The organism is Sorangium sp. So ce1335, assembly GCF_051521615.1.
Lineage (GTDB): Bacteria > Myxococcota_A > Polyangia > Polyangiales > Polyangiaceae > Sorangium.
The window spans coordinates 667,752-693,872 of sequence record NZ_CP150363.1 but is presented as its reverse complement, the minus strand read 5'-3'; the positions used below and the strand labels follow the sequence as shown (position 1 = coordinate 693,872).

Sequence of the window (26,121 nt, the reverse complement as noted above, 5' to 3'; positions counted from 1 at the left end):
CGAGATGTCTCCTGCCGGAATGAAGTTCGCGGATGCGTTGCGCTGTCCTCGCTGGAGCCCACCATCGGGATTGAACCGACGACCTCGTCCTTACCAAGGACGTGCTCTGCCAACTGAGCTAGGTGGGCAGACGACCGACCACAGAGCGGGCGACCGGGTTCGAACCGGCGACGTTCAGCTTGGAAGGCTGACGCTCTACCAACTGAGCTACGCCCGCGGGCGTCCGCCGGGAGAGGTCCCGGCGGATATATCTTGGTCGGATCGCTGTCGGAGCGAAAGACCGCTCCGGTGGAGGGTGATGGATTCGAACCATCGTAGGCATTGCCGGCAGATTTACAGTCTGCTCCCTTTGGCCGCTCGGGCAACCCTCCAGAATTTCTCTACTATCCGAGTATACCGGATCTTGTTCCTGCCGTGACCTCCCGAACCGTCGATCTGCTGCCTTGCATCGGAGCTGGCGAGGGGACTTGAACCCCTAACCCCCTGCTTACAAGGCAGGTGCTCTACCGATTGAGCTACGCCAGCGACTTCGACCGGCTGCCCGCCCCCGAAGCGTCGGGAGGCGTGCGTGCTGACCTAGCGAACTTCCCAAGACCGATCACTTCTGTGCGAGCAATCTACTCCCGGCCCTGCCGGACCGTCTGCCTGCACCGTTCGGAGCGTGCCGACCGGGCTGGACCCGGCGACGTGAAGCTGTTGGTGCCGCTCACGTCGCTCCGAAGGTAGACGAGTCCCGCGAAGGGAGGAGGCTCTTAGCCCCCTGCAAGAGACGTGTCAAGCGGTGTGTATCGTTTTCGTCCGTTTCGCTGGAATCGCCGCGGGAGCGCGGGCTGTCGCGCCTCGCGTCCGGCGGCGCGGATCTCGCTCGAGAGCTGGCCGCTTTCAAGATGAACGTCGCACGCACGGCAAAATTGGCGGCGATCGCGACGACCCAGCGTCGACCTGCGCGCCCCCCGCCGCCTTGTCGCGCGCGCCGCTACCGCGAGGCCCGCGCGGCTGGACCCCGGCGCCACGACGCGCGGCGCGCCCGTGGCGGCGCCGCGGGCACGCGGGTGAGAGGCCACGCCTCGGCCGCGCGAGAGCTCCCTTGCGCTCGGCGCTCGGCTGCTGCGATCCTGCCCGGCGCGCGTTCGCTCGGGTGCGCAGGAGAGCAGCCCGAGGCGGCCGCCCGCGTCTCGTCATGCTCCGGGGGTAGAGGTTCGATCGCATGGACTGTCCCGCTTGCCATCAGCCAAACATCGATGGGGCGCGCTTCTGCGCCACGTGCGGCGCGCTGCTCCCTGCCGCGCCGGTGGAAGCAGATCCGCTCATCGGCACGATCGTCGGCGGCCGGTTCCGGATCGTCGGGGTGCTCGGCGAGGGCGGGATGGGCCGCGTCTACAACGGCGAGCAGCCGATGGGGACGTCGGTCCGGAAGGTCGCCATCAAGACGCTCCTCTCGCAGCACGCGAAGGACCCGCAGGTGGTCGCGCGCTTCATGCGAGAGTGCGGCACGGTCAGCGAGCTCGAGCACCCGAACACGATCAAGGTCTACGACTTCGGGCAGACCAACACCGGGGAGCTCTACATCGCGATGGAGCTCCTCAACGGGCAGTCGCTCGAGACGGCGCTCGAGCGGGGCGGCGCGCTCGCGCCGGAGCGGGTCGATCGCATCATCGCGCAGGTGTGCGGGTCGCTCCAGGAGGCGCACGAGAAGGGGATCGTCCACCGCGATCTGAAGCCCGCCAACATCTTCTTGACCCGGCGCGCCGGCGAGGAGGACTACGTCAAGGTCCTCGACTTCGGCATCGCGAAGCGCGACGAGCGGAGCGCCAAGGCGGAGCAGAAGCTGACGCAGCAGGGGACGGTGCTCGGCACCCCGCCGTACATGAGCCCCGAGCAGTTCACGGGCACGGAGCTCGACGCGACGAGCGACATCTACTCGCTGGGCGTGCTGACCTACGAGATGCTCACCGGCCGCCTGCCGTTCGACGCCGACACGCCGTGGGCGTGGGCGACGCAGCACATGACGGCGCAGCCGTTCCCGTTCGAGGCCGTGCCGATGGGCGCCGCGGCGCCGCCGAAGATGAAGGCGGCCGTCATGAGGGCCCTCAGCAAGAAGCGCGAGGACCGCCAGCAGTCGGCGCGGGAGTTCTACGAGGAGCTCACGATCGGCGCGGGACCCCGGCTCTCGGTGCTCGGGGCGGCGCCGCGCACCCAGGTCGGGCTCGAGGCCCCGACCAGCGGGACGGCGCTGATGCCGTCGCGCTCTGGGCAGACGCAGATCGGCGAGCCGCTCTTCGTCTCGGGACCGCCCACGGGGGCCGGCAGGACCGTCGTCAACCCTCAGGCGGGCCATCACCCGGCCACCGTGATGGATCAGGCGGCGGTGCCGCCGGGCGCGGTGCCAGCGCACCCGCCCGTGCACACGGGCAGCGGCCAGGTGTTCCCCGCGCCGCCTCCCCCGCCCGCACAGAAGAGCAAGACCGCCCCGATCCTCGCGGCCGTGGCGGCCGCCGCGGTGCTCGGCGTCGTGGGCATCGTCATGATGACGAAGGGGAACAGCGGGAGCGCGACCGACGAGAGCGCACCGGACCCGATCCCGCTGCCGAGCGTGGCCACCGTCGCGTCCGATCCCACCGTGGCCGTTCCCACGAGCGAGCCCTCCGCCCCCGAACCGCCACCCGACAGCAAGGTCGAGCCCGGCAAGACGCCCGCGACCGACCCGCCGAAGAGCACGCCGACCGCGACCGCGGCGCCCAAGACCCCGCCCGCTGGCAACGAGAAGGCCGAGCAGGAGTGCAGGGCCGCGATCAACCTGGCAAACGGCGGCAACACCGACCTCGCGGCGAAGCGCTTCGCGGGCTGCGACGGCCCCAGGAAGGCCGAGGCGCGATCCGCGATCAGCGCCAGCGCCAAGCGGGCCGTGGCGTCCAGGGGGTGTGCGGCGAAGTCCCACGCGCTGGCCGCCGCGCGGATCGGGGCGGGCGAAGCGATGTCCCAGCTGCCGGCGCGCTGCCAGTGACGACGTCGGCGACGTGCGAGCTGGGCACAACGCTCGGGGGGTCCCGGCTGTTCCATGCTTGCCTTGACGCCCGATTTTGACAGGTGCTAGATCGCGCCCTGAGGTTCTGAAAGTTCATGGAACGCCGCACCCGGGCTTGTTAGGTCGGCTCTTGACTTTGGAACATGGGGGAGAAGGTCGCTCACGGGAAATGGGCAGTAAGATTCGTTTGGTCGCGCCTCGAATGACCTGGCGCGACATATGTCGTTCTGAAGAGTTCGCTGGGCGCTGGGTCGCCCTCGACAACGTCAGGTATGTTCAGGGCGGCTCCCAGCCGGCCGAAGCCGACGTTGTGGACGCTGATGATGACCTCGCGGACTTATGTGCGAGGATGCGTGAAGCCGATCGCACGGCATGTGCGATCCTCTTCGTCGAGGACGATGGCGCGGTCCCGTCGCGGGTCCAGCGCCTGCCTCAGCTCTGGCGCCGCGTCGCACACCACTGACCCGCCAGAACACCATCACCCACCCAGCCACCTGACGTAGCGAGCGCATTGCAGGGACGCAGCTCGCCGAGCGCTGCTCGGCGAGCTCGGTCCTGGCGCTCGCAACGGCGGGGTTTGTCCGCGTGCCCGGCCAGATCGAGGCCAGCGCCGGCCGGGCGCGTCCGCGCTCGCTGATGGCGTAGGTCCGTCGGCTGCCGGTTACTTGAGGATCGGCTTCAGCAGCGTCTTGCCGTCCTTGATGACGACGTCGTAGTCGACGGATCGGGCCGGGTTCGTCGCGCGCAGCTTCGCGGCCTGCGCGCGGAGGCTCTCGGCCAGGCGCTCGTAGGTGACGCCGGCCGTCGACTCCCGCGCTGCGCGCTTTGTCTCGACGTACTTCGCATAGATCTGGCGCAGCCGCTGCTCCGGGAGATCGTCGTCGCGCGCGGCGGGCCGCTGCGGGGGCGGCCCGGGTCGCGCGCGCCCGCCTGCGTCCACGCCCGCGCGTGCGGCCTCCGGCGGGCGCGACGGCGTGCGCGGGGCCGCATGCCGAGCGCCGCTCGCTGCGCCGGCGTCCGCGGCGGGCGGCATGGTGGATCGACGGCGCCGGGTCGGCGGCGGCCGCTCCGAATGCACGCGCTCCTGCCGCTTCGCCCCAGCGCCCGCCGCCGCGGCCGGCGACGCTGCGGCCGCGGCTGCGGCGGCCGGCGACGCTGCGGCCGCGGCTGCGGCGGCCGGTGATGCTGCGGCCGCCGCGGGAGCCGCCGGCGGCGGTCTGACCGGGAGCGGCGGCGGCGGGCGCTTCGGCGGGGACGGCGGCTCAGGCGCGGCGTCCGCCAGGACGGCGGGCGGTGCCGCCGCGGCCTTCGCGTCGCCGGCCTGGGGGCTCTGCGCGCGCTTGGCGCGCATCTCCGCCGCGAGCTCGGCCAGCCGCTGGCGGTTCCCGGCGCCGGCCGCGGGCTGGTTCCGGTCAGCCGCGGGTCGCGCGGCGGTCCTGGTGCCCGCCACGGATGCCTCGGCCGGCTTCGCCTCCGCCGGCCTGATCTCGGCGGGCTTCTGCTGGGGTCTGGTGAGGCCGAGCCCCCGGGGCAAGCCTCCCAGCGGGGCGGGCTTCACGGCTGGCGTGGCCTGGGGCGGGGCAGGCGGCACGAGCGCGACAAGGGGGCGCACCTCCGGGCCGGCGGGCGCCGCGCTCGGCGCCTCCGGCTGCACGGGGGCCTCGGGCGGAGGGGCCTCCTCGACGGCCGGCGCTCGCTTTCGCGCTGGCGGCGCGGGGGGCAAGGGCGGAGGCGCCAGCGTGACCGCCTCGTCGTCGACGTCGATCTCCTCGTGATCCTCGGCGTCCTCGCCGCGGCGGGCCGCCTCGCGCGCCGTCGCCTGCTGCTCGGCGAGATCCGCGTACCGCTCCGCCCGCTTGCGGCCGACGATCGTGAGCGCTTCCTTCGCCCCGACCCGCTTCGCCGCGCGGATGACATCGCGACGGTACGTCCCGTTCTCGATCTCGCGCGAGATGCGGCCCCAGTACTGCTGGAACGTGTTGTAGCGCTGGAGCAGCATCTGGAACTTGAACCGGAGCCCGGTGTTCCTGATCTGCTCCCGCCGCAGCACCCAGATGCGGCGGTCGACGTCCTTCCGCGGGATGAGCGGCTCCAGCCGCTCGATCCCCATGAAGTACTGCTCGTACAGCGCGCGCAGCCGCTCGATGCGCGTCTCCAGCTCCTCAAGCTCCCGCTCGATCTCGCTCGATTCCATCGCGGCTAGAGGGGCGTGATGCGCAGGTTGTCGAAGCAGACCGGCGCATCCCATTCGTTGAAGCCCAGGTGCTCGTGCCCCGGCCCGGAGAGCGGCTCGGGATCGCTGAGCTCCAGGTACTCGACGCCGTTCACCGACCAGGAGATCGTCTTTCCGTCGTGGCGCTCGATCCGGAAGCGGTACGGCTGCCCCGGCGCGACAGGGCGCGCTCGCTCGTCGTCGCTGTCCGGATCCACGTCGATCTCCAGCCGGTCGGCGCCGTGCTCGTCGAGCCGGGCGAGCACGTGCTTCGTGTTCTTCCACCCGCCGAGGATCACGAGGTAGCTCGTCGCGTTCGTGTAGCTCGCCGTCGTCGCACCGCTCCGTCCGTCTCCCCAGAGCTCCGCCTTGAGATCGCCGTCGGGAGCCTCGGCGATGGCGTCGAACTCGATCCGCGCGTTCTCCGGCAGCGGGCGCTTCAGCCACACGCCGCGGTTCCTCGCGGCGCGCGCACAGAGCCGCCCGTCCTCGATCTTCCACCTGGGGCTGAGCGCGTTCCAGTCGGGGCCAAGCGTCGACCGGTTGAAATCGTCCTCGAACGCGCCCGCCGCCTGCGCGCCTTGAACCGCAGCGGCCGCCGCGCTGGGCGCCGAGGTCGCGACCGTCCCGGCCGGCCGTGTGCTCGCATCGCCCGTGGCCGGCCCCTCGGGGACGCACGACGCGCTCACGAGCAGCCCGGGGACTGCGAAGACGCGGACGGCGGCGCGGCCAGAGAGCACGGAATCGATGCTAGCAGCGGCGCGCGCGGACTTCGAGGGCCGCTCGCGGACGTCATCGTCAGGGGGACGACGCTGCGCTGTCGGCCCGGGCGCATCGCGATCGCCCGATGCGGCCGGACAAGCGTCTGCGAGCGCCTTGGCCCGCCGCGTCATGCCCGAGAGACGGCGCTTGATGGTGCCCAATCCCAGGCGTAAGGAGAGGCGCCATGCATCCCATCCTGTTCCGCGTCCCGCTGCCCGTGTGGACCGTGCCCCTGCTCTGGGTCTTCCTGATCGCTGCGGGCATCGCTTTCGCGGGCGCGATCGGGCTGTTCATCGCGAAGAACAAGCCGGGCGCAGCCGCGGCGGGCATCGCGGGCGTCGCGCTCGCCGCGCTCGCCTCCCAGTTCAAGGAGCAGACCTACACCCTGGGTCCGCTGCCCATCTACAGCTACGGCGTCATGCTCGGCCTCTCGCTCGTCGTCGGCTGGTACCTGACGCTCGGGCTCGCGGAGCGCGACGGCCTGCCGAAGGAGACGATGGCGAACTGCTACGTCGTCACGGCGCTCGCCGCGGTCCTCGGCTCACGCGTGCTCTACATCCTCACGAACCTCGACGAGTTCGACTCGTTCGGCGCGATGTTCGACATCCGCCGCGGCGGGCTCGTCGCCTACGGCGGGTTCCTGGGCGGCTTCCTGGGCTCGTACCTGTTCCTGCGATCCCATCGCATCCCGCTGCTCCCCTGGGCCGACGTCGCCGTCCCGAGCCTCGCCTCGGGCCTCATGATCACGCGCATCGGGTGCTACCTCTTCGGCTGCGATTTCGGCCGACCGCTCGGCGAGACGGCGCCGGCGTGGCTGAAGAAGCTCGGCACCTTCCCGCACTGGCCCGACGGCACGCTGGACCACGGCAGCGGGTCCCCGGCGTGGGTGCAGCACGTCAAGGAGCGCGGGCTGGATCCGACCTCCGAGGCGTCGCTCGCCGTGCACCCGACGCAGATCTACGAGTCGCTCGTCGGCGCGGGGCTGCTCGCGCTCCTGCTGCTCGCGCGGCGACGGCAGAAGTTCCGCGGGGAGATCTTCCTCCTCTTCACGTTCTCGTACGGCGTCTGCCGCTACCTGCTCGAGCTCCTTCGCGACGACGCAGAGCGCGGCTCGATCCCGCCCTCGCTGCCGGAGCACGTGCTGCTCCCCGCCGGGCTCGTCATCTTCGCCGTGGGGTACACGATCGGGTTCTCTCACGTCGTCCGCGACGGCGTGCTGCGCAAGGTGACGCAGGCGCTCGCCTTCGTCCCGGCGATCGCCCTGTACCTCGCGCTCAAACCCGAGACGTTCGGCGCCTCCACGACGATCCAGTACTCGACCTCCCAGGCCGTCGCGCTGGCGACCGGGCTGGCCGCGTCGATCGCGTTCGCGGTGTACTACAAGGCCGCCCTGGATCACCCGGAGCAGGCGATGGCGCTCAACCTCCCGGAGAGCCCCGCCGCCGCGGACCGGGCAGCCGACGACGACGAGGACGAGGACGAGGAGGACGACGAGGACGACAGGCCGGACGAGAAGCGAGGCGCGCCGACGAAGGCCAGCGACAAGCCGTCGCGGGTCAAGCGCGGGGGCGCGAAGGACGACGACCGGGCGACGGCCCGCGAACGCGGCGCGGCCGCCGAGGCGCCCGACACCACCGGAGAGGCATAGGCTGTGAAGATCGAATTCGGAGAGGGCAAGCTCATACCGGCCGTCGTGCAGGATCGGCTGACAGGACAGGTCCGGATGCTCGCGTACATGACGCGGGAGTCGCTCGCCCGGACGCTGGAGACGGGGCGCGCCACCTTCTTCAGCCGATCGCGCGGCGAGCTGTGGGAGAAGGGGGCGACGAGCGGCAACACGCTGGCGGTGACGAGCGTCCACGCCGACTGCGACGGGGACGCGCTCCTGATCCTCGCCGAGCCGCGCGGCCCGACATGCCACACGGGGAGCCCGAGCTGCTTCTTCCGGCAGGTCGACGCCCGCGGCGACGCCGGGCCGGAGGCCGCCGACGAGGGGCAGGACGCGACCGCGCTGCTCGAGGCGCTCGAGCGGGAGATCGAGGCGCGCAAGGCGTCCACGGCGACGAAGAGCTACACCCGGAAGCTGCTCGACGGCGGCGCGACGCTCATCGGCGCGAAGCTCCGCGAGGAGGCCGGCGAGCTCGCGCAGGCGATCGCCGGGGAGAGCGAGGAGCGCGTCGCGTCCGAGGCTGCAGACGTGATCTACCACCTGCTGGTCGGCCTCGCGTCGCGCGGCGTCCCGCTGCGCGCGGTCCTCTCGGCGCTGGCGTCGCGCATGGGCACGAGCGGCCTCGTCGAGAAGGCACAGCGGGCGCAGAAGCAGAAGTCGGGAGAGCCGTGACGCGTTGCGCGCCGGTCGCCTGACGCGGGGCGCGCCTCCGGACGGCGCGCTTCCGTCGCCGCCGCAGCGCCGAGGGCCCTGGCGCGCCGTTCGCGCCGGCGTCCTTCGCCGGCGAGGGATGGGCTATCCTGGACGCGTGAGCCCGTTCCGTGAGCCGCCCGGCATCGAGCTCGGCCCGCTGGAGGTCGGCCTCGGGCGCGCGGCGCGGCGAGCGATGGTGGCGCTCATCCCGAGCGGCGGGCGGCTCATCGCGCCCGACGGGTACGCGCGGATCCTCCACGGCGACGGCGGGCCCTGGCGCGGCCGGTCGCACGCGGCAGGCGCGCTCGGCTCGCTGGGGCTCTTGCTGGTCGCCGCCTGCGCGTTCGTGGCGGCGACCGGCGGCTGCGAGCTGCGCGGCGCCGGGGCCACCGCCGCGACGGTGGCGCTCGTCATCGCCGGTGGGCTCTCGCTGGCCGCGGTGCTGCACGCCATCGATACGCCGCGCGAGCGGCCCACCGTGCGCGGCGCCGTGGTCGGCAGGGCCGCGAGGCGCGCGCTCCGCAGGGCGTTGCGCCTCGCGCGCCACGCGGCGCGCGCGCCGGAGCAGTTCGGCCCGCGCCACGTCACCGCGCTGCGCAGGACGCTGGCCATGCTCGCGGATCCGCTCATCGCCGACTGGATCCCCGCGGACGTGCGCGGACGCGCGGAGCTCCTCCTCGCGCGCGCCATCGCCGCGAGCGTCGGCGCGCGCTGGACGCGCGACGCCAGCGTCCGGACCGAGGTCCGGGGGCTGCTGCTCGCAGCGGCCGATCACCTGATCGAGCCGACGCCAGCCCGGCTGGACCTGCTCGTGCTGGCGGAGCACACCGAGGCGGCCTCGACCTCGAGCGCGCCGCGGTGGCCGCAGCACGATCCGCCGGTGGCGCAGCGCCGCTCCAGGGCGCCGGCGATCCACGCGCTCCCGCATGCGGAGATCGCGCGCGGGGTGGTAGAGCCGCCGCCGGAGGCGGCCGACCCCTGCGGCGAGGTGATCGATCGTGCTACGCTGCGTCGCTGAGGTCTCCGGAGGCGCTGGCGATGCCGCGGCGATCCGGTGGCTCCTCCTCGGTTCTGGAGTCCCTCACCCTCCCCGGCCATCCCCCTGCCCCCCGTGCTCAGCCGCGCACTCCTCGCGCTCTGTAGCGCGCTGCTCGTAGGGTCGTCCCCGGGGCGCGCCCTCGGGCAACGCGCCGCGGCCGCCGCGGGCAGCGCGCCCGCGGCGCCGGAGCAGAGGCCCCCCGCGGCCGCGCGCCTCCACGCTGCAGGGCCGTCCGGGGGCGCGGCGCTCCAGGCGAGACACCGCGTCCGGTACGCCCTCGATGGCGTCGAGATCCGAGGAAACACGCGGACCGCCGCGCGCGTGATCCTCCGCTACGTCAGGTTCCGCGCGGGGGACGTGCTCGACGTCGAGGATCCGGAGATCGAGCTCACCCGCTATCGCCTCCTCGGGACCGGGTTCTTCGCCTCGGTCGGGCTCTCGCTCCGCAAGGGCGTCGAGCGCGGCAGCGCGACGCTCGTGATCGACGTGGTCGAGCGCAACACCTTCGTCGTCCAGGACCTCTGGCTGGGCATCGCGGCGGACGAGGACACGGCCGGCAACGCGCGGCCGCTCTCCGCGTTCACCGGCGTGCAGGTCGCCGAGACAAACCTCGCCGGTACAGGGATCACGCTCGGCGCCGGCATCGGGCTCGCCGCGGACCAGCTCGCGCTGAGGACCCGCTTCGTCGACCCCGCGTTCGTGGGGTCCCGCTGGTCGGCCGCGGTGACGTTGCTCTACAACGACGCACGCGACTTCTTCGGCAACCGGGACGTCTCGTTCGAGTCCCCGCTGCTCGAGCAGCGGGAGGTCACCGGCTACGCCGTCGTCGCCTACAAGCGGTTCGGCGCGACGCTCGGCACGGGTCACGACGTCTCCTCGTCGTGGCACCTCTCGCTCGACTACCACCTCGAGCAGATCGACGCGACGGTGCCCACGGTCGCGTCGCACATGCGCGGCGAGAGCCGCGAGCCCATCGATTTCGACATCCTGGGCGGCAGGACGGTGCTCTCATCGCTGCGCGCCGCGATCGATCACGACACGCGCGACGCGCCCTTCCTGACGACGCAGGGCACGCTCGCCTCGCTCGCGGTCACGGTGGGGGTGCCGCCGTTCGGCAGCGATTACGGTTACCAGAAGTTCGAGTTCGGGGCGCAGCGCTGGTTCCGCCTGCCGCGGCGGCACGTGCTGCGCCTCGAGGCGTTCGCCGGCGCCGTCGCGGGGGACGCGCCGTTCTTCGAGAAGTTCTATGTCGGCGATCTGACCGACCTCCTGCCGGATCGGCTGCTCGACCTCGCCCCGGATCGGCGGCAGCCGCCGAACTTCCTCAGCACCGACATCATCGAGGTCCGGTACGGCGACTTCGCCGCGAAGCTCGAGGCGGAGTACCGGATCCCGGTCTATTCCGGCCGCGGCTCCATCTACGGCGTCGACCTCTTCGCCGCCGCGGGCCTGTACGGGCTCGCGACCCGCCGCGAGCTCACCGACGCGCCGACCGGGTACGAGGGCTTCGCCCGCGTGCCGGTGGACATCACCTACAACCTCGGTCTGCGGGTCGATACGGCGGTCGGCGGCGTGACGCTCGCCTTCTCGAACCTGCTCGGGATGATCCCGGCGCGGCGCGGTGAGCGGAAATGACCTGCCCGGACGCAGGCCGCCGGCAGCGGCGCGCGGCGCGCTGGGTCGGGGTTGCGCTGCTCGCGGCGCTCTGCCTCCCGGCGCGCCGGTCCTCGGCCCAGGAGCGGGCCAGCGCGGCGGAGGGGCGGCAGCCGCCGAAGGAGATCGCCGACGCCGACGCCCAGCAGGCGCTCGACGCGCCGGCCGCGCTGCCCACGCGGGCGGCGAGCCTGACGCTCGACCGGACGATCGTGCAGCTGACCGTGAGCTTCCGCGACGTGGTCGACGGCGAGATCTCGAAGAAGCTGCTCAGCGGGCTCCCCACCGTGATCACGATGCGCGGCTACCTCTTCCACGAGAGCGGCGGCACCCCTCTCGCGCTCGCCGCCAAGAGCTGCCGCGTCGTCTACGATCTCTGGGACGAGGTGTTCCGGATCCAGCTCATCCAGGCAGGGGGGCAGGCGAGCACGGTCGCGGTCAACGTGGAGGGCGTGCTCCGCAACTGCGCCGAGGCCCGGAAGCTGCCGCTCGTGGAGCGCTCTCTCCTCCGAGACGGCAGCCGCTATTTCGTCGCCGTGCTGGTCGAGGTGAACCCCATGAGCGCCGAGATGCTCGACCGCATCAAGCGGTGGGTCACCCGGCCGCCCGGCTCCACCGCCATCGGCCCGGGCGACTCGCTGTTCGGCTCCTTCGTCGGCCTGTTCGTGACGCGCATCGGAAACGCCGACCGGAAGCTCTCCTTCCGGACGCAGCCGTTCCTCCCCCCGTCCGCGCCGCCCCCCCCGCCGAATCCACCACCCCAGAGCCCGCCGCCCCAGAGCCCGCCGCCCCAGAGCCCGCCGCCCCAGAGCCCGCCCAGCCGTTGACCGGCGCGCGGACGGGCTGCGAGCGCGCCCCGGGTCCTGCGCCTCCCCCGCCGGGCGGCGCGCCGGTCCACGACCGCTGCGCGGACGCGGACGTTCGTGTCTACTCCCCTCATGCGCCTCTTTCCCATCGCGCTCGATCTCAACGGCCGCCGGGCCCTCGTCGTCGGCGCCGACGGCGAGGCGCCGTACACGGTGGAGCGGCTCCTCGCGGCGGGCGCCCGCGTCTCGGTCGTCGCGCCCGGGCAGGTCGACGGGGCGATCGAGCGCGCCGGCCGGGAGGGCCTGCTCGAGCTGCACCGGCGCGCGTTCGTGGACGACGACCTCGCCGGCGCGGCGATCGTGTTCCTCGCGCCGGGCGACGACGCGCTCTCGCGGCGCCTCCATCGCGAGCTCACGGACGCCGGGCGCCTCGTCTGCACGCTGGACCGTCCGGAGGTATCGAATTTCATCAATCCCTCGGTCGTGGCCGCCCCCGGACTGACCATGAGCTTCAGCAGCCATGGCGTCAGCCCAGGGACGATTCGGCGCATCCGGGAGGACCTGAGCGCGCTGTTCTCGGATCCTCGGTTCGCGCGCTACATCGACGCGCTACGGCGGCTCCGCGAGAGCCTCCCTCGCGGCGCCGAGCGGGCCGCGCGCATGCGCCAGGCGACCCTGGGCTTTGGTGTCGAGGCGAGGCTCCGCTTCCCTGCATGGCTGGAGCGGGGCGACGAGCCTTGATGTCCTGAGGCGCCCCGGGCGACGCGAACCGTGAACCGAGAACCGTGCGATTGAAGGCGCGCGCGACCAAACCAACGCGAAAACCCTTGTGTAAAGCGGCCTTCAAGGCTTAAGTGGGCGCCCACGCGACACTATCCGCGGAGGAGGGCTTACGGTATGCGTTCACGATCGGGCCGGCTGACGATGTTGACCTCGGCGGCGATGGTCTCTGGGCTCCTGACGCTGACGAACGTCAGCCCGGCATTCGCGCAGGCGGATGCCAAGCCGGCGGCACCTCCGGCGGCCAAGCCCGCCGCGCAGGCGCCCGCCGGGGCCGCGACGACGGCGGCCCCCACCGCGGCGCAGGCGCCCACCACGACCGGGACGCCGCCTGCTGCCGGCGCGACGTCGCCCGCGACGGGGACGACGCCCCCCGCGACCGGTACGCCCGCGACGGCGACCCCCGGGAAGGCCGCCGAGCCCGCGGCCAAGGTCACCACCACGAAGCCGAAGAAGCCGCTGACCGAGAAGCAGAAGAAGGACGAGGCGAAGAAGCTCTACAAGGAAGCCGAGGCCCGGTTCGACAAGGGCGAGTACGCCGTCGCGGCCGACCTCTATCGCCAGGCCGACGAGCACGTCCCCGGCGCCGCGCCGAAGTACAAGCTCGCGCTCTCGCTCGACAAGCAGGGGCTCGCCGTCGACGCGGTCGCGGCGTGGCAGGCGTTCCTCGACTCGAAGCCGGACGCCGAGAAGTTCAAGGACAAGATCGCCGAGGCGCAGGGGCGCATCGAGGCGCTGAAGAAGACGCCGGCGAAGGTGCGCGTGGCGACCACGCCGGAGGCGCCGCAGGGGCTCAAGATCGCGATCGACGGCGTGCCCCAGACGGGCGCGGAGCTCTCGGTGCCGCCCGGCAAGCACACGCTGACCGTCTCGGCCCAGGGGTTCGCGGACGCGAGCCAGGAGATCGAGGTCAGCTTCGCCGAGACGCGCGACGTCAGCGTCACGCTGACGCCGCAGGAGCCGCAGCCGGTCGCCGCGACGCCGGCGCAGCCCCCGGCCCCGCCGCCGGCCACCACGCCGCCGCCGGCCCCGCCGCCGCCTGCAGCGCCCGTCGAGCCGCGCTCCCCGGTGCCGGCGTACGTCACGCTCGGCCTCGCCGGCGCTGGCGTCGTGGTCGGGACGATCTTCGGCATCCAGGCGCTCAGCGCGAAGGGCGACTTCGACGAGAACCCGACCACGAAGACGGCGGACAGCGTCGATCGCAACGCGCTCATCGCGGACATGTCCTTCGCCGTGGCGCTCACGTTCGGCGTCACCGGGGCGGTCCTGCTCCTCAGCGATGACACGCCGGCCGAGACGAAGGCCGCGTCTTCGAGCATGAAGAGGAATGCGTTCGTCGCTCCGTTCGTCAGCCCGACCGGCGGCGGCGCCGCTGCGCGGTTTACCTTCTAAGGGGACTACCATGTGGAAGAACCAGCACACTCTCGCGATGGCGCTCTGCGCCGGCACGATCTCGATTCTCGGGATGGGCTGCGAGCTCATCGCCACGGTCGATCGTTCGCGCATCCCGGGGGACGAAGGCGTCGCCGATCTCTGTACCGACGGCGAGAAGAACGGCGACGAGACCGACGTCGACTGCGGCGGCTCCACCTGCCCGCAGTGCGCGATCGCCAAGGCGTGCGACGAGGCGGATGACTGCGCGAGCGGCTTCTGCGCCGACAGCGTCTGCTGCGACACCGCCTGCGACGACGAGTGCGACTCCTGCGCCGCGGATCTCAAGGAGTCGGGCGACGAGAGCGGCGCGTGCGGCCCCACCAAGGCCGACACCGCGTGCGGCGAGTCGACGTGCTCCGAGGGCGTCGAGACGGGCCGCGGCACCTGCGACGGGGATAGCGTCGAGTGCGGGCCGGGCGAGGAGAAGGAGTGCGAGACGTTCGCCTGCGATCCGGAGGAGAACGCGTGCTTCACCGAGTGCTCGGAGGACTCGCACTGCACGCTGTGCCACGTCTGCGATACGGACTCGGGCGAGTGCGTGCTGGCCTCGGCGGGCACGACGGGCCGTGGCTGCGAGGACGATCAGGCCTGCGACGCGACGGGCGCGTGCAAGGCCGCGAACGGTCAGGAGTGCACGGACGCGGAGCCGTGCGCGACCGGTAACTGCGTCGACGGCGTCTGCTGCGACACCGGGTGCGACACGGCGTGCCAGGCCTGCAACATCGCGGGCTCGGAGGGCACGTGCTCGAACGTCCCGGCCGGCGAGGAGGACGGGGCGGACTGCAGCGGCGCCAACGTCTGCAGCGGGAGCGGCGTCTGCGGGCTGGCGCCCACCGAGGCGTGCACGACGGACGAGGAGTGCGCGAGCGGCAACTGCCTCGGCGTCTTCGTCTGCGCCGACTTCCCGGAGGACGAGGGCACGGGCGGGGGCGGCGGCGCCGGCGGCGGCGCGGGCGGGGGCGGCGGCGGCGGCGGCGGCGGGGAGCCCTGAGCTCCCCCCGAGTGTCCGCCGGGCTCATCGCGAGCCCGGCGGCGCTCCGCCACCCCGACGTGCGCTGAGCCGGGCTCATCGCGAGCCCGGCGGCGCTCCGTCACCCCGACGTGCGCTGCGCCGGGCTCCACGGCGAGCCCGGCGCGGTGCTCAGACCTCGAACGTCCCTCTCACCCGTGTGCTGCCCCCCTCGCCGCCGGAGCCCGACGGCGTACCGAGCACCGTCATCGACTCCGCCTCGCCGTCGAACAGCCCCCCGTCGTCCAGCTCGCCGTCCTCAGCCTCCGTCTCGTAGGCGGGGACCGTCGCGGCCTCTTCCCAGCGGCTCTTGAGCCGATCCGCCAGCTTGGCGAGCAGCTCCCTCGTCGTCTCCCGATCGGTCGCGGACAGGAGCACCGCGTCGGGGTGTCCGAGGAGCAACCGCCGCCCTTCCTCCGGCGCGATGAGGTCCGCCTTGTTGAACACGAGGATGCGGGGGATTCCGATGAGATCGAGCTCGGTCAGCAGCGCCTCGGTCGTCTCGATGTGCTGGTCGCGCGCGGGATCGCTCGCATCCACGACGTGGAGCAGGAGGTCCGCGTCGGCCGCCTCCTCGAACGTCGCCCGGAAGGCGGCGAACAGGTCCTTCGGGAGCTCACGGATGAAGCCGACGGTGTCGGTGATCACCACCTCGCGCTCCTCGGGAAAGCGCAGCCGCCGCGAGCGCGTGTCGAGCGTCGCGAACAGCTTGTTCTCCGCGACGACGTCGGCGCCGGTCAGCGTGTTCAGCAGCGTGCTCTTGCCGGCGTTCGTGTAGCCCACGATCGAGACCACCGGCACGCCGAGCCGGGCGCGGCGGCGGCGGCGCTGCTCGCGCTGCCGGGAGAGCCGCTTGAGCTGCCCCTCCAGGAAGGAGACGCGCTCCTTCGCGCGGCGGCGCCCGATCTCGAGCTTCGTCTCGCCAGGGCCGCGCCCGCCGATGCCGCCGGTCAGGCGCGACAGGGAGTCGTCCTTCTGCCCGAGCCTGGGGAGCGTGTACTTGAGCTGGGCCAGCTCGACCTGGAGCTTGCCGTCCGACGACTCGGCCCGCTGGGCGAAGATGTCGAGGATGAGCTGCGTCCGGTCGATCACCTTGAGGTCGGTGTGCTTCGCGATCGCCGACGCCTGCGAGGGGGTCAGGTCCCGGTCGAAGACGAGCGTCTCCGCGTCGAGCTCGGAGGCGCGCAGGACGACCTCGTCCAGCTTGCCCTTGCCGAGCACGAGCCGCGGGTCGATGCGGTCGCGGAGCTGGAGGACCGTGTCCGCGACGTCGACGCCCGCGGTCCCGGCGAGCTCGGTGAGCTCGCGCAGGCTCTCCTCGGCCCGCGCGAGCGCGCCCACCTTCGATTTCTCGGCGACGTGGACGAGGATCGCCCGCCCGTCCTTCGCCGCGACCGAACGCGTGCGCGAGCGCTTCGCGAACTCGTCCTCGAGCGCCTGGATGAGCGCGCCGAAATCCACGTCGACGCGCCCGACCGCGACGGGCCCCACGGTCCGGTACGGCAGCTCCGCCTGCCGGCGGCCGTCGCCGCCGTCGCTGTCGCTGTCGCCCGCGGCGCCCTCCACGGTGACCGTGACCTCGTCCTTGCCGTGGACCGGTACGTTGTACGCGTACTGGATCGTGCGCGGCTCGCCCTGCGGCGTGAGCTGCACGGCCGCGACAAGGTCGAGCCGGAGACGGACGAGGTCGACGAGATCGTCCCGCGTGAGCGGCTCGTTGAAGAGGTGCGTGTGGACGAGCCGGAGCGCCCTGAAGCGCCCCTGCGCGGCGCGGAGTCGCCCGATGTCCGGCAGCATCAGCCGGGTCGCGTCGCCGACGACGACGTAGTCGATCTCGCCTGATCGGTGGACGAGCGCGCCGACCTGGCGCCCCGTCTCGTGCGACGCCTCGGCGAGCGCCTTGATGAGCTCGGGCGTGGCGATGCTGGCGAGCGGGACCTTGCGCCGGTAGATGCGCTCGAGGGTCTTGGTGGCTAGGGGGCTGAGTCCGGTGGTGTTTCCGTAGAGCGTGGGCATTCGATAGAAGAAGGGGATGTTGCTCCCACACATTCATAATGCACCCGGGTCCGGTCCGCGAGCAGGGCCCCTGCAGATCGTCGCTGGGAGCCCTCATTTTTCGCTTCTGCCATTCGCCGCTCGCCTCCGTTTCCCCTCGGCCTCCCGCGGTCTCCCCGGCCCTCCTCACCTGCTCGGCGCGCCGTGGGTTGCCGGCCGTCGCCCGTGTTCCCTGTACGCCGGCAAGTTCCTGTAGAGGCGCCGCGCGCGTCGAGGCTACCCTGCGCGCGATGGCCATCCTGACCCCGCTATCGCTCGTGGACGCCCGCCGCATCGGCGCGCTCTACGGCCTGGAGATCGCCGACGTGCGCGGCCTCCTCGCCGGGAGCGTGAACTCCAACTTCGCGCTGACGCTCGCCGGCGGCCGCGGCCAGGTGTTCCTTCGCGTGTACGAGGAGCAGCAGCTCGCCGCCGCCTCCCGCGAGGCGCGCATGCTGGAGCACCTCGCGGCCGGGGGCGTCGCCACGCCGCAGCCGCTCCGGCGCATCGACGGAGCGTCCAGGTCGGCAGGCGCCGCGTTCATCGCCGAGCACGCTGGAAAGCCCGTCGCGCTCTTCCCGTGGGTCGCCGGCGATTCGATCTGCCAGGCGCGCGTCACGCCGGAAGCGACCCGCCGCGTCGGCTCGGCGCTCGCGCGGGTGCACCTCGTCGGCGCCTCGTTCGAGGGGGCGAGCGCGAGCCGGTTCGACCTCGACGGCCTCGACCAGCGGCTCCGCGGCCTCCGCGCGCCCGGGCCGGAGGCCGCCGCGCCGGCCCTGCCGCCCGAGGTGGCCGCGGCCGTGGACGAGCTCACCGGCCGGCTCGAGCGGATCCGCGCGGCCACGCCGCGGACGTCCGGGCCCGAGACGCTGATCCATGGCGATCTCTTCCGCGACAACGTGCTCTGGCAGGGCGGCGAGATCTCCGCCCTCCTCGACTTCGAGAGCGCCTCGCGCGGGAGCGCCGCGTTCGACCTCGCTGTCACGATGCTCGCGTGGTGCTTCGGCGACGACCTCGACCCCGCGCTCGCGGCCGCGCTCGCCGCCGGCTACACATCGGTGCGGCCGCTTGCGCCGGAGGAGCGCGGCCGGCTCTTTCACGAGAGCCTTGTCGCCGCGCTGCGCTTCTCGATCACGCGCATCACCGATTTCGAGCTCCGCCCGAAGGGCAGCGGCGTCTACAAGGACTTCAGGCGCTTCCTTGCGCGGCAGCGGACGCTCGAGCGCCTCGGTCCGGAGGGGCTTCTCTCCCTGCTCGGCGTCTGATCCGCGGACCGTCCGCGCACGGTCCACGCACGGTCTACGTACGGTTCACGTCCGGTCCACGCACGGTCTACGTGCGGTTCACGTCCGATCCGCGTCGGGTTCGGGTGCGAGCGAACGCCGCCCTGTGAATTTGCGTCAAGTTCACGGCGCCGGGCGAGGGTGGCGTTGCGCGGCCGCTGCCCGACCGTTACCTTCGCCGGATGGCACAGGTCGGATCGCTCGATTTCAAGGGCTTCATCGAGAGACGGAAGGGCCAGCGCGCCGGCGGCAGCGATGGCGCTGGCAACGCGTATGCCTACGTGTCCGATAAGAACACGCGGCTCGCCTTCGAGAAGATGCGTCCGGTCGAGCTCGCCGTGACCGCCGCGGTCAGGCTGTTCAAGACGGTCGGCAAGAACGAGCTCCTCGGCCACGCCGTCAAGGTCGGGCCCACGCAGTTCCCTCGCGTCCACAACCTCGCGGTCCACTGCGCCGAGACGCTCGGGATCGCGACCCCGACGCTCTACATCGTCAACAGCCCCACCCTGAACGCCGCCACCTACGGCACGAACGACGACTCGTTCATCATGGTGCACTCGGCGCTCGTCGACCATTTCACCGACGACGAGCTGCTCAGCGTCATCGGCCACGAGTGCGGCCACATCCACAACAGCCACGTGGTCTACCTGACCGCGATGCACTACCTGACGCGGATGGCGTCGGTGTTCGTGAAGTGGATCGTCGGCCCGGCGATGCTCGCGCTCTCCGGCTGGTCGCGCCGCGCCGAGGTCACCTGCGACCGCGCCGGGCTGCTCTGCGCGAAGAGCCTCGACGTCTCGACGCGCGCGCTCACGAAGCTCGCGCTCGGCTCGACGAAGCTCTACGAGGAGCTGAACCTCGAGGCGTTCATCGCCCAGCACGAGGAGGGCAAGGGCGGGATCGGCAGGTTCGCCGAGTTCACGGCGAGCCACCCGTGGCTGCCGAAGCGCGTCCTGGCGCTCCGGGCCTTCGCCGAGAGCGAGCTCTACAAGCGCCACGCCGGGCTCGGCGCGGGCGGCCTCTCCATGGAGGAGGTCGACGAGAAGGTCCACGAAGTCATCAAAGTCTGGGGCTGAGGGGCACCCTCCTCGCCAGCTCCCCGACCAAGGCCGAGGTCCAACGCACATGCTCGAATCCTTCCACAGCCGCAAAGACGACGTGACCGGGGCGCTCAGGGATCTCGTGGAGTTCGCCGAGTCGCTCGGCGCCAGGAGCGTCGCGACGCGCATCACGAACGATCTCGTGAAGAAGCTCGACGCCGACCGCTTCCACCTCGTCGTGGTGGGCGAGTTCAACCACGGCAAGACGACCTTCGTGAACGCCCTGCTCGGCGCCTCGATCCTCCCCGTCGGCGTGACGCCCACGACGGCGGTGATCCACCACCTCGAGTACGCGGCCGATCCGCGCGCCGAGGTCGTCCACGCGTCCGGCGAGCGCACGCCCCTGCCCTTCGAGGACGTGCGCGCGTTCACCGTCGGCGGCGAGCGCTCGTCGAGCGCCGGCGAGGTGAAGTACCTCGAGGTCGGCTACCCGGCCGAGCTCCTGCGCGAGCGCGTGGTGCTCGTCGACACCCCCGGGGTGAACGACCTCTCGCTCCAGCGCGCGGACATCACCTACAGCTACATCCCGCGGTCGGACGCCGTGCTGTTCCTCATCGACGCCGGCCAGCCGCTCAAGGAGAGCGAGCGGGTCTTCCTCCAGGACAAGCTGCTCGGCCAGTCGCGCGACAAGATCCTCTTCGTCGTCACGAAGCGCGACATCTGGAGCCAGGACGAGGAGGTCGAGGCGCTCGCGTACATCAAGAGCGAGCTCGGCAAGCTCGTGAAGTCGCCGGTGGTCTTCCCGATCTCGAGCGAGCGGGCGCTGGAGGGCGACAGGCCCGGCAGCGGGATGCCGGAGCTGCTCGATCACCTGACGCGGTTCCTCGCCGAGGAGCGCGGGCGCATCCTCCTCGACAACGCGCTCGGCGAGGGCATCGAGGCCGCGCGCCTGCTCGGCAAGGGCGTCGACGCGCGGCGGCGGGCGACCGCGATGTCCCGCGAGGAGCTCAGCCGCCGCATCGAGCTGATCGAGAAGGACCTGGCCGGCCAGTCGCGCACCATCGAGGAGCGGCGCGCCGGCATCCGCGAGGAGGTCAGCGCCATCCGGGCGTGGGTGCGCCGCGACCTCGACCGCTTCGTCGACGACGTGCTCCGGCAGCTCCCGGCGATCATCGACGAGGCGAACACCGACGAGATCAAGGTCTACCTCGGCGCCTTCCTGGAGCGCACCTTCGCCGAGTGGGCGCAGGCCGAGACGAAGGAGATCGCCACGGCGCTCGAGGAGCTCGCCGAGAAGACGATCGCGCTCGTCCGGGAGGACGCGCACGACGTGGCCAAGCGCGTCAGCGAGGCGCTCGGGGGCGACGTGAAGCCGCCGAACGTCGAGGTCGACACCTTCGGCTACGATGTCGGTGTCTTCGCGCTCTTCACGATCGGGCTCGGCGTGATGTTCACGAACGCCCTGCTCGGCGGGATCCTGGCGCTCGCCGCCCCGGTCCTGGCCGTCTACGTGAAGGACAAGGTCGAGGCCGAGACCCGCAAGAAGGCGAAGGAGATGGCGCCCATCGCGCTGCGCGAGGCGGCCGTCCGGATCGGGCCGAAGCTCGACGAGATGATCCAGGAGTTCGCGAGCCGGCTCGACGCGTGGGTGGTCACGGCCGGCCAGGAGCTGCACCGGGAGGTCATCGAGGTGCTCAAGGCGGCCCGCGAGGAGCGGGCGCGCGCCGAGCCGAGCAGCGAGACCCAGCTCAAGGCGTGCGACGCGCAGGCCGAGGCGCTGAAGGCGCTGACAGCGCGCCTGGAGGGGCTCCGGAGCGCCCTCTGGACCGTCGAGAACGGCGAGAGCAAGCTGATCCCCCCTCCCGTCTCCAGCATCCCCAACGCGCCCGGCGGCTCGGCCTGAACGCGGCCTGAGCGGCGCGCACGCCTCCTGACAAGGGAGGAGACGGCGCCCGGTCCGGGCGCCTCGCCCGCGCCGCCGTCACCATATCCAATCGTCCGGCGCTCATGCGAGAATGCGGCCGTGCAGCTCGATTTCGCAGCCCGTGAAGTGACGATCAAGCTCGTCTATTACGGCCCCGCGCTCAGCGGCAAGACGACGAACCTCGTCTCGCTGCACGGCCTCGCCGGGTCGGACGCCCGCGGACGCCTGATGACGCTCGAGACGCAGGACGATCGCACGCTGTTCTTCGATCTCCTGCCGCTCACCTTCCGCGCGAAGGACGGCGACGTCTCGCTGCGCATCAAGCTGTTCACCGTGCCCGGCCAGCCGATGCACGCGGCCACGCGGCGGCTCGTGCTCCAGGGCGCGGACGGGGTCGCGCTGATCGCCGACTCGCAGACCTCCGAGACGCAGCGCAACGCCGACGCGTTCTTCGATCTCCGCCAGAACCTGCGGGAGAACGGCCTCGACCTCGCGCGGATGCCGCTCGTCATCCAGTTCAACAAGCGCGACCTCCCCGACATCCGCAGCGATGAGGAGCTGGCGCGGCTCGCGGCGCGCGGCAAGGAGCCGGTGTACAGGGCGATCGCGACTCGCGGCCTCGGCACGGTGGAGACGTTCATGGGGCTGCTCCACCTCACGTGGGAGACGCTGGATCAGACGCACCAGCTCTCGAAGCGGCTGTCGATCAGCGGCGAGGAGCTCCTGAACAGCGCGGCGCGCCAGCTCGGGGTGACGGGCTCGGTGAACGACCTCCTGGCGAGGCGAATGGGCGGCAGCTTCGAGAAGAGCTCCCGGATCGTTCCATGAGGCCCGACGCCCACAAGGGGACGCCGGCGGACTTCGGCCTCGACGACGAGGATCTCCTCGACATGCCGAGCTCCGCGCCGGTCCCGTCGGCCCGCGTCGCGGACGCGCCCAGCTCCTCGAAGCGCGACGGGGCACAGAGCGCACAGGAGCCCTCGACGCTGCCTCCCCCGGCAGCCGCGCCGGTCGTCGACATGGTCGGCATCGGCCCGCTCTCGCTCGAGGATCTCGTGGACCGCCAGGCCCTCGGGGAGATGACGGCCTCGTTCCACAAGCTGTTCGGCCTGCCGATCCGGATCCAGTCGACGAGCGGCGCGACGCTCGCGGAGTCCGGCGGCGAGCTCGCGGACGCGTCGTTGAGCGGCGCGCTCTACCAGGTGGTCCCCATCGAGTACGACGGCCGCACGATCGGCCGCTCGGTCCTCGGGCCGTACCTGCCCGAGGACGCCGCGGCAGGCCCCGCGGCGCAGGGCGAGCCGGCGGCGCAGTGCGACGCTCACCGCGCGGCGGAGGGGCTCCCGCGCGTGGCGAGGCTGCGGCCGGAGCGGCTCGGCGAGATCGCCGACCACCTCCGCGCCGTCCTCGACCTCATCCTGTTCAGCGGGCACAAGTCGCTGCTCACGTCGACGATGCACGTCGCGTCGATCCGCGAGAGCTTCCGCGAGCTCTCGCAGAAGAACGCCGAGCTGCAGCAGGCGTACGAGCGGCTGAAGGAGCTCGACCGGCTCAAGTCGAACTTCCTCGCCACGGTCTCGCACGAGCTCCGGACGCCGCTCACGTCGATCATGGGCTACGGCGAGATGCTCGCCGAGGGCATCGGCGGGCCGCTCACCGACGAGCAGCGAGAGTTCGTCGAGACGATCCGGTCGAAGAGCGAGCAGCTCCTCGGGCTCATCATGAGCCTCCTGGACCTCTCGAAGCTGGAGAGCGGCACGCTGATCGTGCACCGCAGCGAGGTGGCCGTCGGCCCGGTGCTCTTCGAGGCGGCGTCGACGATCGCGCCGGCGGCGGCGAAGAAGGGGGTCGAGCTCCGGATCAACGCGGAGGGCGATCTGCCGCCGGTGCTCGGGGACGGCGACCGGCTGCGGCAGGTGTTCATCAACCTCGTCGAGAACGCGGTGAAGTTCACCGAGCCGGGCGGCGAGGTCACGCTCGTCGCGCGCGCCGTGAGCGACGACACGGACGACCTCCCCGGGCTGGTGCTCGTCGCGCCGCTCCAGCAGGCGGTCGAGATCCGCGTCGTGGACACCGGCATCGGCATCCCTGCGGCCGAGCGCTTGAGGGTGTTCGACCCGTTCTACCAGATCGACCAGAGCTCGACGCGGGAGCACGGCGGCACGGGGCTCGGCCTCTCGATCGTGAAGCGCCTCGTCGAGGCGCACAGCGGCACGGTGCGCATCGAGCCGAACGAGCCGCGGGGCACCGTGTTCGTCGTCAAGCTGCCCACGGTGACGGGCTCGCCGGCGAACAGCATCGTGCCGCCCATCTTCCAATGAGCGCGCGCTCCGAGTGGAAGCGCATCGACATCCTGCGCGCCGTGCTCGGGGGCGCTGCGGGCGACCACGTGCTCTACGGCATCGGCGACGACGCCGCGATCCTCGCGCCCGCGGCGACGTCGCCCGGCGGGGCGCTGTCGGGCGCCGCGGAGCCGCTCGTCTGGACGGTGGACAGCGCTGTCGAGGGCGTGCATTTCCGGCGCGATCTGCTGAGCTTCGAGGATCTCGGCTACCGGGCGACGATGGCGGCGGCGAGCGATCTGGCGGCGATGGGGGCGCGCCCGGTCGGCCTGCTGGCCGCGCTGGTGCTGCCGCTCGACGTGAGCGACGACGAGCTCGGCGCCCTCGCCCGGGGTCAGCGCGCCGCGTGCGACGAGATCGGCACGGCGGTCATCGGGGGGAACCTCTCGCGAGGCGGCGAGATCTCGGTCACGACGACGGCGCTCGGCGCCGCGGCGCGGCCGCTCCGGCGCGACGGCGCGCGCCCGGGGGACGCGCTCGCGCTGGCGGGCCCGGTGGGCCTCGCCGCGGCGGGCTTCGCGCTGCTCGACCGCGGGATGTCGCCCGCCGGCGCGGCGGCCGGGCGGGCGATCCAGGCGTTTCGCCGGCCCGTGGCGCGCATCGACGCGGGCCTCCGCGCGGCAGCGGTCGCCCGCGCGGCGATCGACATCTCCGACGGCCTCGCCGCCGATCTCGCGCACCTCGCGCGCGCGAGCGGCGTGCGCGTGCTGCTCGATCCCGAGGCGCTCGTGGACGCCGACCTCCGCGAGGCCGCCGCGCTGCTCGGCGCGGACGCGCTCGGGCTCGCGCTGCACGGCGGCGAGGACTACGCGATCGCCGTCGCGGGCCCTGACGTCGGGTCGCTCCCGGGCTTCGTGCCGATCGGCCGCTGCGCGCCGCGCGAGGAGGGCGCGAGCGAGGTCGCGCTGCTCGGGCCGGAGGGGCGGGTGACGGGCGTCGAGGCGCGGGGATACGACCATTTCGCGACGGCGCCTCATCGCGAGCGCGCGGCGACGGGTTAGCTCTCCGCCGCCGCGCTCATCCGTTCGAGGGCGCGGAGCCTCCGCGCTTCGCCGGCGGAGCGCTGGGGGCATCCGCCGGCGGAGCGTCCACGTCGGTCCGCCCGGAGCGGCGCGACGACGGGCGCACGTGGTTCGCGAGGTCGGCGTGGCCTGCCAGCCGGAAGAGCCCTCCCAGGAAGGTCGCGATGCGGCCGAACCGCTCGTCGTACAGCGCGATGGCCGTGCTCTTGGCCATCCGCGTCGCTGCGGCCTCGCGCGCCTCGCGCGCGACGTCCTTCAGGTGGCTGAGGAGCGCGTCCCGCAGCCGCTCGATCCGGAGCACCGCGTCGTCGGCATCCCAGCGGACCCCCTCGCGGCGGGGTTTCGGCAGCTCCTTGCGGCTGAGCGCGCGGGTCACCTCGCCGGCGAAGCGCTCGAGCTGCACCGGATCGCGCGGGGTGGCCTCTGTGAAGCCGAGGTCCTCGAGGGCCGCGGCGTCGTGCAGGCTGGTGAGCCAGTCGCGTAGGTCGGTGAGCTCGTCGTAGAGCTCGTGGGCGGCCTCGTCGCGGCCTTCACGCGGCGGCCCATCGTCGGCGAGCTCGTCGGCGAGGGCCTCGTCGGCCGTCACCATGCGGTCGCGCGCGTCGGCGAGCGCGCGCGTGACGAGGTGCGTGAGGAGGGCGATGTTCGGCATCTTCTCTCCCTTGCGGAGGTAGGGAGAGAGCAGCGCCTCGATCTCGGCGGCGATCCGGTCCGCGTGGGTCTCGCCCGCCGCGATGACCGCGCTGGCGCTCTTCTGACGATCGGTAACCCGCTTGGAGGGCATGGCGGCTCCTGGTCGCGGCCTCCTCGGCGCAGCGCGCCGCGGCTCACTTGCACTCGTCGGGCGGCGTGGTCCCGGCGAGGCTGGCTCGGATCTGCGTGAGCGCCTTGGCGCGCGGCGTCTTCCCGCTCTTCACGAGCTTCTCGATCCCGGCGCACAGATGGGATGCCGTCGCCGCCTTCGACTTGGCATCCGGCGACTTGCCCGATTTGGTGGCGACGGCGTGGAGCGCGGTGCAGCACGCCTGGATGGAGGCGCCTCCCCCGCGGGCCGTCGCCGTCGCCCCCTCCCCCGTCTCTGCCCCCGCATCAGCATCTGTCGCCGGCGTCGCGGAAGCCGCAGCGGCCGGCTCCTGTGCTGCGGCGGGCTCCTGGGTTGCCGCAGGCGCCTGGGTCGCTGCCGGCACGGGATCGGCGGCCACCGGTGCGACCGATTGTGCGGGCGTGGGGATCGTCTCCGGCTCTGCCTCTTCTCTCTGGCAGGCGCCGGACAGGATGCCGCAGCCGAGAACGACGAAGACCAAGGACGAACGCGACGGGATCATGCCCTGTTTTCTACAGAGCCTCGCAAAGCGCAGCCATCCGGGCGGCCCGGTAGAAGCTCGTCCGGACGT

At 72.4% G+C, this 26,121-nt stretch carries 20 protein-coding genes and 4 tRNA genes; 15 read left to right on the top strand and 9 right to left on the bottom strand.

Annotated elements, in window-relative coordinates:
- Positions 1-52 precede the first annotated feature (52 nt).
- From WMF24_RS02495 to WMF24_RS02480, 4 genes are all read right to left on the bottom strand, one after another.
- Positions 53-128: transfer RNA gene (locus WMF24_RS02495), tRNA-Thr, on the bottom strand.
- A gap of 16 nt (positions 129-144) precedes the next feature.
- A tRNA-Gly gene (locus WMF24_RS02490) sits at positions 145-217 on the bottom strand.
- A gap of 72 nt (positions 218-289) precedes the next feature.
- A tRNA-Tyr gene (locus WMF24_RS02485) sits at positions 290-371 on the bottom strand.
- Between the two features lie 81 nt (positions 372-452).
- Positions 453-525, bottom strand: a tRNA-Thr gene (locus tag WMF24_RS02480).
- Between the two features lie 682 nt (positions 526-1,207).
- On the opposite strand from WMF24_RS02480, the gene WMF24_RS02475 reads away from it, so the two are divergent.
- The gene (locus WMF24_RS02475) at positions 1,208-3,004 is read left to right on the top strand and encodes a protein kinase domain-containing protein (protein ID WP_437734731.1); all 1,797 of its coding nucleotides are present in this window, start codon (positions 1,208-1,210) and stop codon (positions 3,002-3,004) included.
- Between the two features lie 682 nt (positions 3,005-3,686).
- Here WMF24_RS02475 and WMF24_RS02470 read toward each other — a convergent pair.
- Positions 3,687-5,219, bottom strand: coding sequence for an MXAN_5187 C-terminal domain-containing protein (locus WMF24_RS02470; RefSeq protein ID WP_437734730.1), 1,533 nt, complete (start codon positions 5,217-5,219; stop codon positions 3,687-3,689).
- 5 nt (positions 5,220-5,224) lie between these two features.
- Positions 5,225-5,977 carry a hypothetical protein gene (locus tag WMF24_RS02465; RefSeq protein ID WP_437734729.1) on the bottom strand — a complete coding sequence of 251 codons (753 nt, stop codon included), beginning with the start codon at positions 5,975-5,977 and terminating at the stop codon, positions 5,225-5,227.
- A gap of 206 nt (positions 5,978-6,183) precedes the next feature.
- On the opposite strand from WMF24_RS02465, the gene WMF24_RS02460 reads away from it, so the two are divergent.
- The 8 genes from WMF24_RS02460 to WMF24_RS02425 all read left to right on the top strand — a co-directional run bounded on the left by WMF24_RS02460 (position 6,184) and on the right by WMF24_RS02425 (position 15,064).
- Complete coding sequence (locus WMF24_RS02460) at positions 6,184-7,647, top strand: prolipoprotein diacylglyceryl transferase (protein ID WP_437734728.1); 1,464 nt, start codon at positions 6,184-6,186, stop codon at positions 7,645-7,647.
- A 3-nt stretch (positions 7,648-7,650) separates the two neighbouring features.
- A complete protein-coding gene (hisIE, locus tag WMF24_RS02455; protein WP_437734727.1) occupies positions 7,651-8,340 on the top strand; it encodes a bifunctional phosphoribosyl-AMP cyclohydrolase/phosphoribosyl-ATP diphosphatase HisIE in 690 nt (229 codons plus the stop codon).
- A gap of 136 nt (positions 8,341-8,476) precedes the next feature.
- A complete protein-coding gene (locus WMF24_RS02450) occupies positions 8,477-9,379 on the top strand; it encodes a hypothetical protein (RefSeq protein WP_437734726.1) in 903 nt (300 codons plus the stop codon).
- Positions 9,380-9,472: 93 nt separating this feature from the next.
- A complete protein-coding gene (locus WMF24_RS02445) occupies positions 9,473-11,035 on the top strand; it encodes a BamA/TamA family outer membrane protein (protein WP_437734725.1) in 1,563 nt (520 codons plus the stop codon).
- Complete coding sequence (locus WMF24_RS02440) at positions 11,032-11,880, top strand: hypothetical protein (RefSeq protein ID WP_437734724.1); 849 nt, start codon at positions 11,032-11,034, stop codon at positions 11,878-11,880. Before WMF24_RS02445 ends, WMF24_RS02440 begins: the two co-directional genes overlap by 4 nt.
- A 111-nt stretch (positions 11,881-11,991) precedes the next feature.
- Positions 11,992-12,600 carry a precorrin-2 dehydrogenase/sirohydrochlorin ferrochelatase family protein gene (locus WMF24_RS02435; RefSeq protein ID WP_437734723.1) on the top strand — a complete coding sequence of 203 codons (609 nt, stop codon included), beginning with the start codon at positions 11,992-11,994 and terminating at the stop codon, positions 12,598-12,600.
- Between the two features lie 156 nt (positions 12,601-12,756).
- Positions 12,757-14,031 (top strand): PEGA domain-containing protein, encoded by a 1,275-nt coding sequence (locus WMF24_RS02430; RefSeq protein ID WP_437734722.1) that lies wholly within the window; start codon positions 12,757-12,759, stop codon positions 14,029-14,031.
- Positions 14,032-14,041: 10 nt separating this feature from the next.
- Positions 14,042-15,064: a hypothetical protein gene (locus tag WMF24_RS02425; protein ID WP_437734721.1), complete on the top strand. Its 1,023-nt coding sequence runs from the start codon at positions 14,042-14,044 to the stop codon at positions 15,062-15,064.
- Positions 15,065-15,214: 150 nt separating this feature from the next.
- Here the strand turns inward: WMF24_RS02425 and hflX are convergent, their stop codons facing one another.
- Entirely contained in the window at positions 15,215-17,098 is a 1,884-nt protein-coding gene (gene hflX, locus WMF24_RS02420; RefSeq protein WP_437738751.1) for a GTPase HflX, read from the bottom strand.
- A gap of 269 nt (positions 17,099-17,367) precedes the next feature.
- On the opposite strand from hflX, the gene WMF24_RS02415 reads away from it, so the two are divergent.
- From WMF24_RS02415 to thiL, 6 genes are all read left to right on the top strand, one after another.
- On the top strand, positions 17,368-18,381 hold the full coding sequence (locus tag WMF24_RS02415) for a homoserine kinase (RefSeq protein WP_437734720.1): 1,014 nt from the start codon (positions 17,368-17,370) through the stop codon (positions 18,379-18,381).
- Positions 18,382-18,581: 200 nt separating this feature from the next.
- Positions 18,582-19,475, top strand: a complete 894-nt coding sequence (locus tag WMF24_RS02410; protein WP_437734719.1) for a M48 family metallopeptidase — start codon at positions 18,582-18,584, stop codon at positions 19,473-19,475.
- A 49-nt stretch (positions 19,476-19,524) separates the two neighbouring features.
- Complete coding sequence (locus tag WMF24_RS02405) at positions 19,525-21,342, top strand: dynamin family protein (RefSeq protein ID WP_437734718.1); 1,818 nt, start codon at positions 19,525-19,527, stop codon at positions 21,340-21,342.
- A gap of 120 nt (positions 21,343-21,462) precedes the next feature.
- Positions 21,463-22,191, top strand: a complete 729-nt coding sequence (locus WMF24_RS02400; protein ID WP_437734717.1) for a GTP-binding protein — start codon at positions 21,463-21,465, stop codon at positions 22,189-22,191.
- Positions 22,188-23,684 carry a sensor histidine kinase gene (locus tag WMF24_RS02395; RefSeq protein ID WP_437734716.1) on the top strand — a complete coding sequence of 499 codons (1,497 nt, stop codon included), beginning with the start codon at positions 22,188-22,190 and terminating at the stop codon, positions 23,682-23,684. Before WMF24_RS02400 ends, WMF24_RS02395 begins: the two co-directional genes overlap by 4 nt.
- A complete protein-coding gene (gene thiL, locus WMF24_RS02390; protein ID WP_437734715.1) occupies positions 23,681-24,706 on the top strand; it encodes a thiamine-phosphate kinase in 1,026 nt (341 codons plus the stop codon). Before WMF24_RS02395 ends, thiL begins: the two co-directional genes overlap by 4 nt.
- A 16-nt stretch (positions 24,707-24,722) precedes the next feature.
- On the opposite strand, the gene WMF24_RS02385 is transcribed toward thiL, so the two are convergent.
- Together WMF24_RS02385 and WMF24_RS02380 are read right to left on the bottom strand one after the other, a co-directional pair.
- Positions 24,723-25,511 (bottom strand): hypothetical protein, encoded by a 789-nt coding sequence (locus WMF24_RS02385; RefSeq protein WP_437734714.1) that lies wholly within the window; start codon positions 25,509-25,511, stop codon positions 24,723-24,725.
- A gap of 43 nt (positions 25,512-25,554) precedes the next feature.
- A complete protein-coding gene (locus WMF24_RS02380) occupies positions 25,555-26,052 on the bottom strand; it encodes a hypothetical protein (protein ID WP_437734713.1) in 498 nt (165 codons plus the stop codon).
- Positions 26,053-26,121 lie beyond the last annotated feature (69 nt).

Bases quoted from the DNA above. Each gene is read 5' to 3' on its own strand.
- WMF24_RS02475 (WP_437734731.1), top strand. From the start codon at position 1,208: ATGGACTGTCCCGCTTGCCATCAGCCAAACATCGATGGGGCGCGCTTC.
- WMF24_RS02470 (WP_437734730.1), bottom strand. From the start codon at position 5,219: ATGGAATCGAGCGAGATCGAGCGGGAGCTTGAGGAGCTGGAGACGCGC.
- WMF24_RS02460 (WP_437734728.1), top strand. From the start codon at position 6,184: ATGCATCCCATCCTGTTCCGCGTCCCGCTGCCCGTGTGGACCGTGCCC.
- WMF24_RS02440 (WP_437734724.1), top strand. From the start codon at position 11,032: ATGACCTGCCCGGACGCAGGCCGCCGGCAGCGGCGCGCGGCGCGCTGG.
- WMF24_RS02435 (WP_437734723.1), top strand. From the start codon at position 11,992: ATGCGCCTCTTTCCCATCGCGCTCGATCTCAACGGCCGCCGGGCCCTC.
- WMF24_RS02430 (WP_437734722.1), top strand. From the start codon at position 12,757: ATGCGTTCACGATCGGGCCGGCTGACGATGTTGACCTCGGCGGCGATG.
- WMF24_RS02425 (WP_437734721.1), top strand. From the start codon at position 14,042: ATGTGGAAGAACCAGCACACTCTCGCGATGGCGCTCTGCGCCGGCACG.
- hflX (WP_437738751.1), bottom strand. From the start codon at position 17,098: ATGCCCACGCTCTACGGAAACACCACCGGACTCAGCCCCCTAGCCACC.
- WMF24_RS02415 (WP_437734720.1), top strand. From the start codon at position 17,368: ATGGCCATCCTGACCCCGCTATCGCTCGTGGACGCCCGCCGCATCGGC.
- WMF24_RS02410 (WP_437734719.1), top strand. From the start codon at position 18,582: ATGGCACAGGTCGGATCGCTCGATTTCAAGGGCTTCATCGAGAGACGG.
- WMF24_RS02405 (WP_437734718.1), top strand. From the start codon at position 19,525: ATGCTCGAATCCTTCCACAGCCGCAAAGACGACGTGACCGGGGCGCTC.
- WMF24_RS02395 (WP_437734716.1), top strand. From the start codon at position 22,188: ATGAGGCCCGACGCCCACAAGGGGACGCCGGCGGACTTCGGCCTCGAC.
- thiL (WP_437734715.1), top strand. From the start codon at position 23,681: ATGAGCGCGCGCTCCGAGTGGAAGCGCATCGACATCCTGCGCGCCGTG.
- WMF24_RS02385 (WP_437734714.1), bottom strand. From the start codon at position 25,511: ATGCCCTCCAAGCGGGTTACCGATCGTCAGAAGAGCGCCAGCGCGGTC.
- WMF24_RS02380 (WP_437734713.1), bottom strand. From the start codon at position 26,052: ATGATCCCGTCGCGTTCGTCCTTGGTCTTCGTCGTTCTCGGCTGCGGC.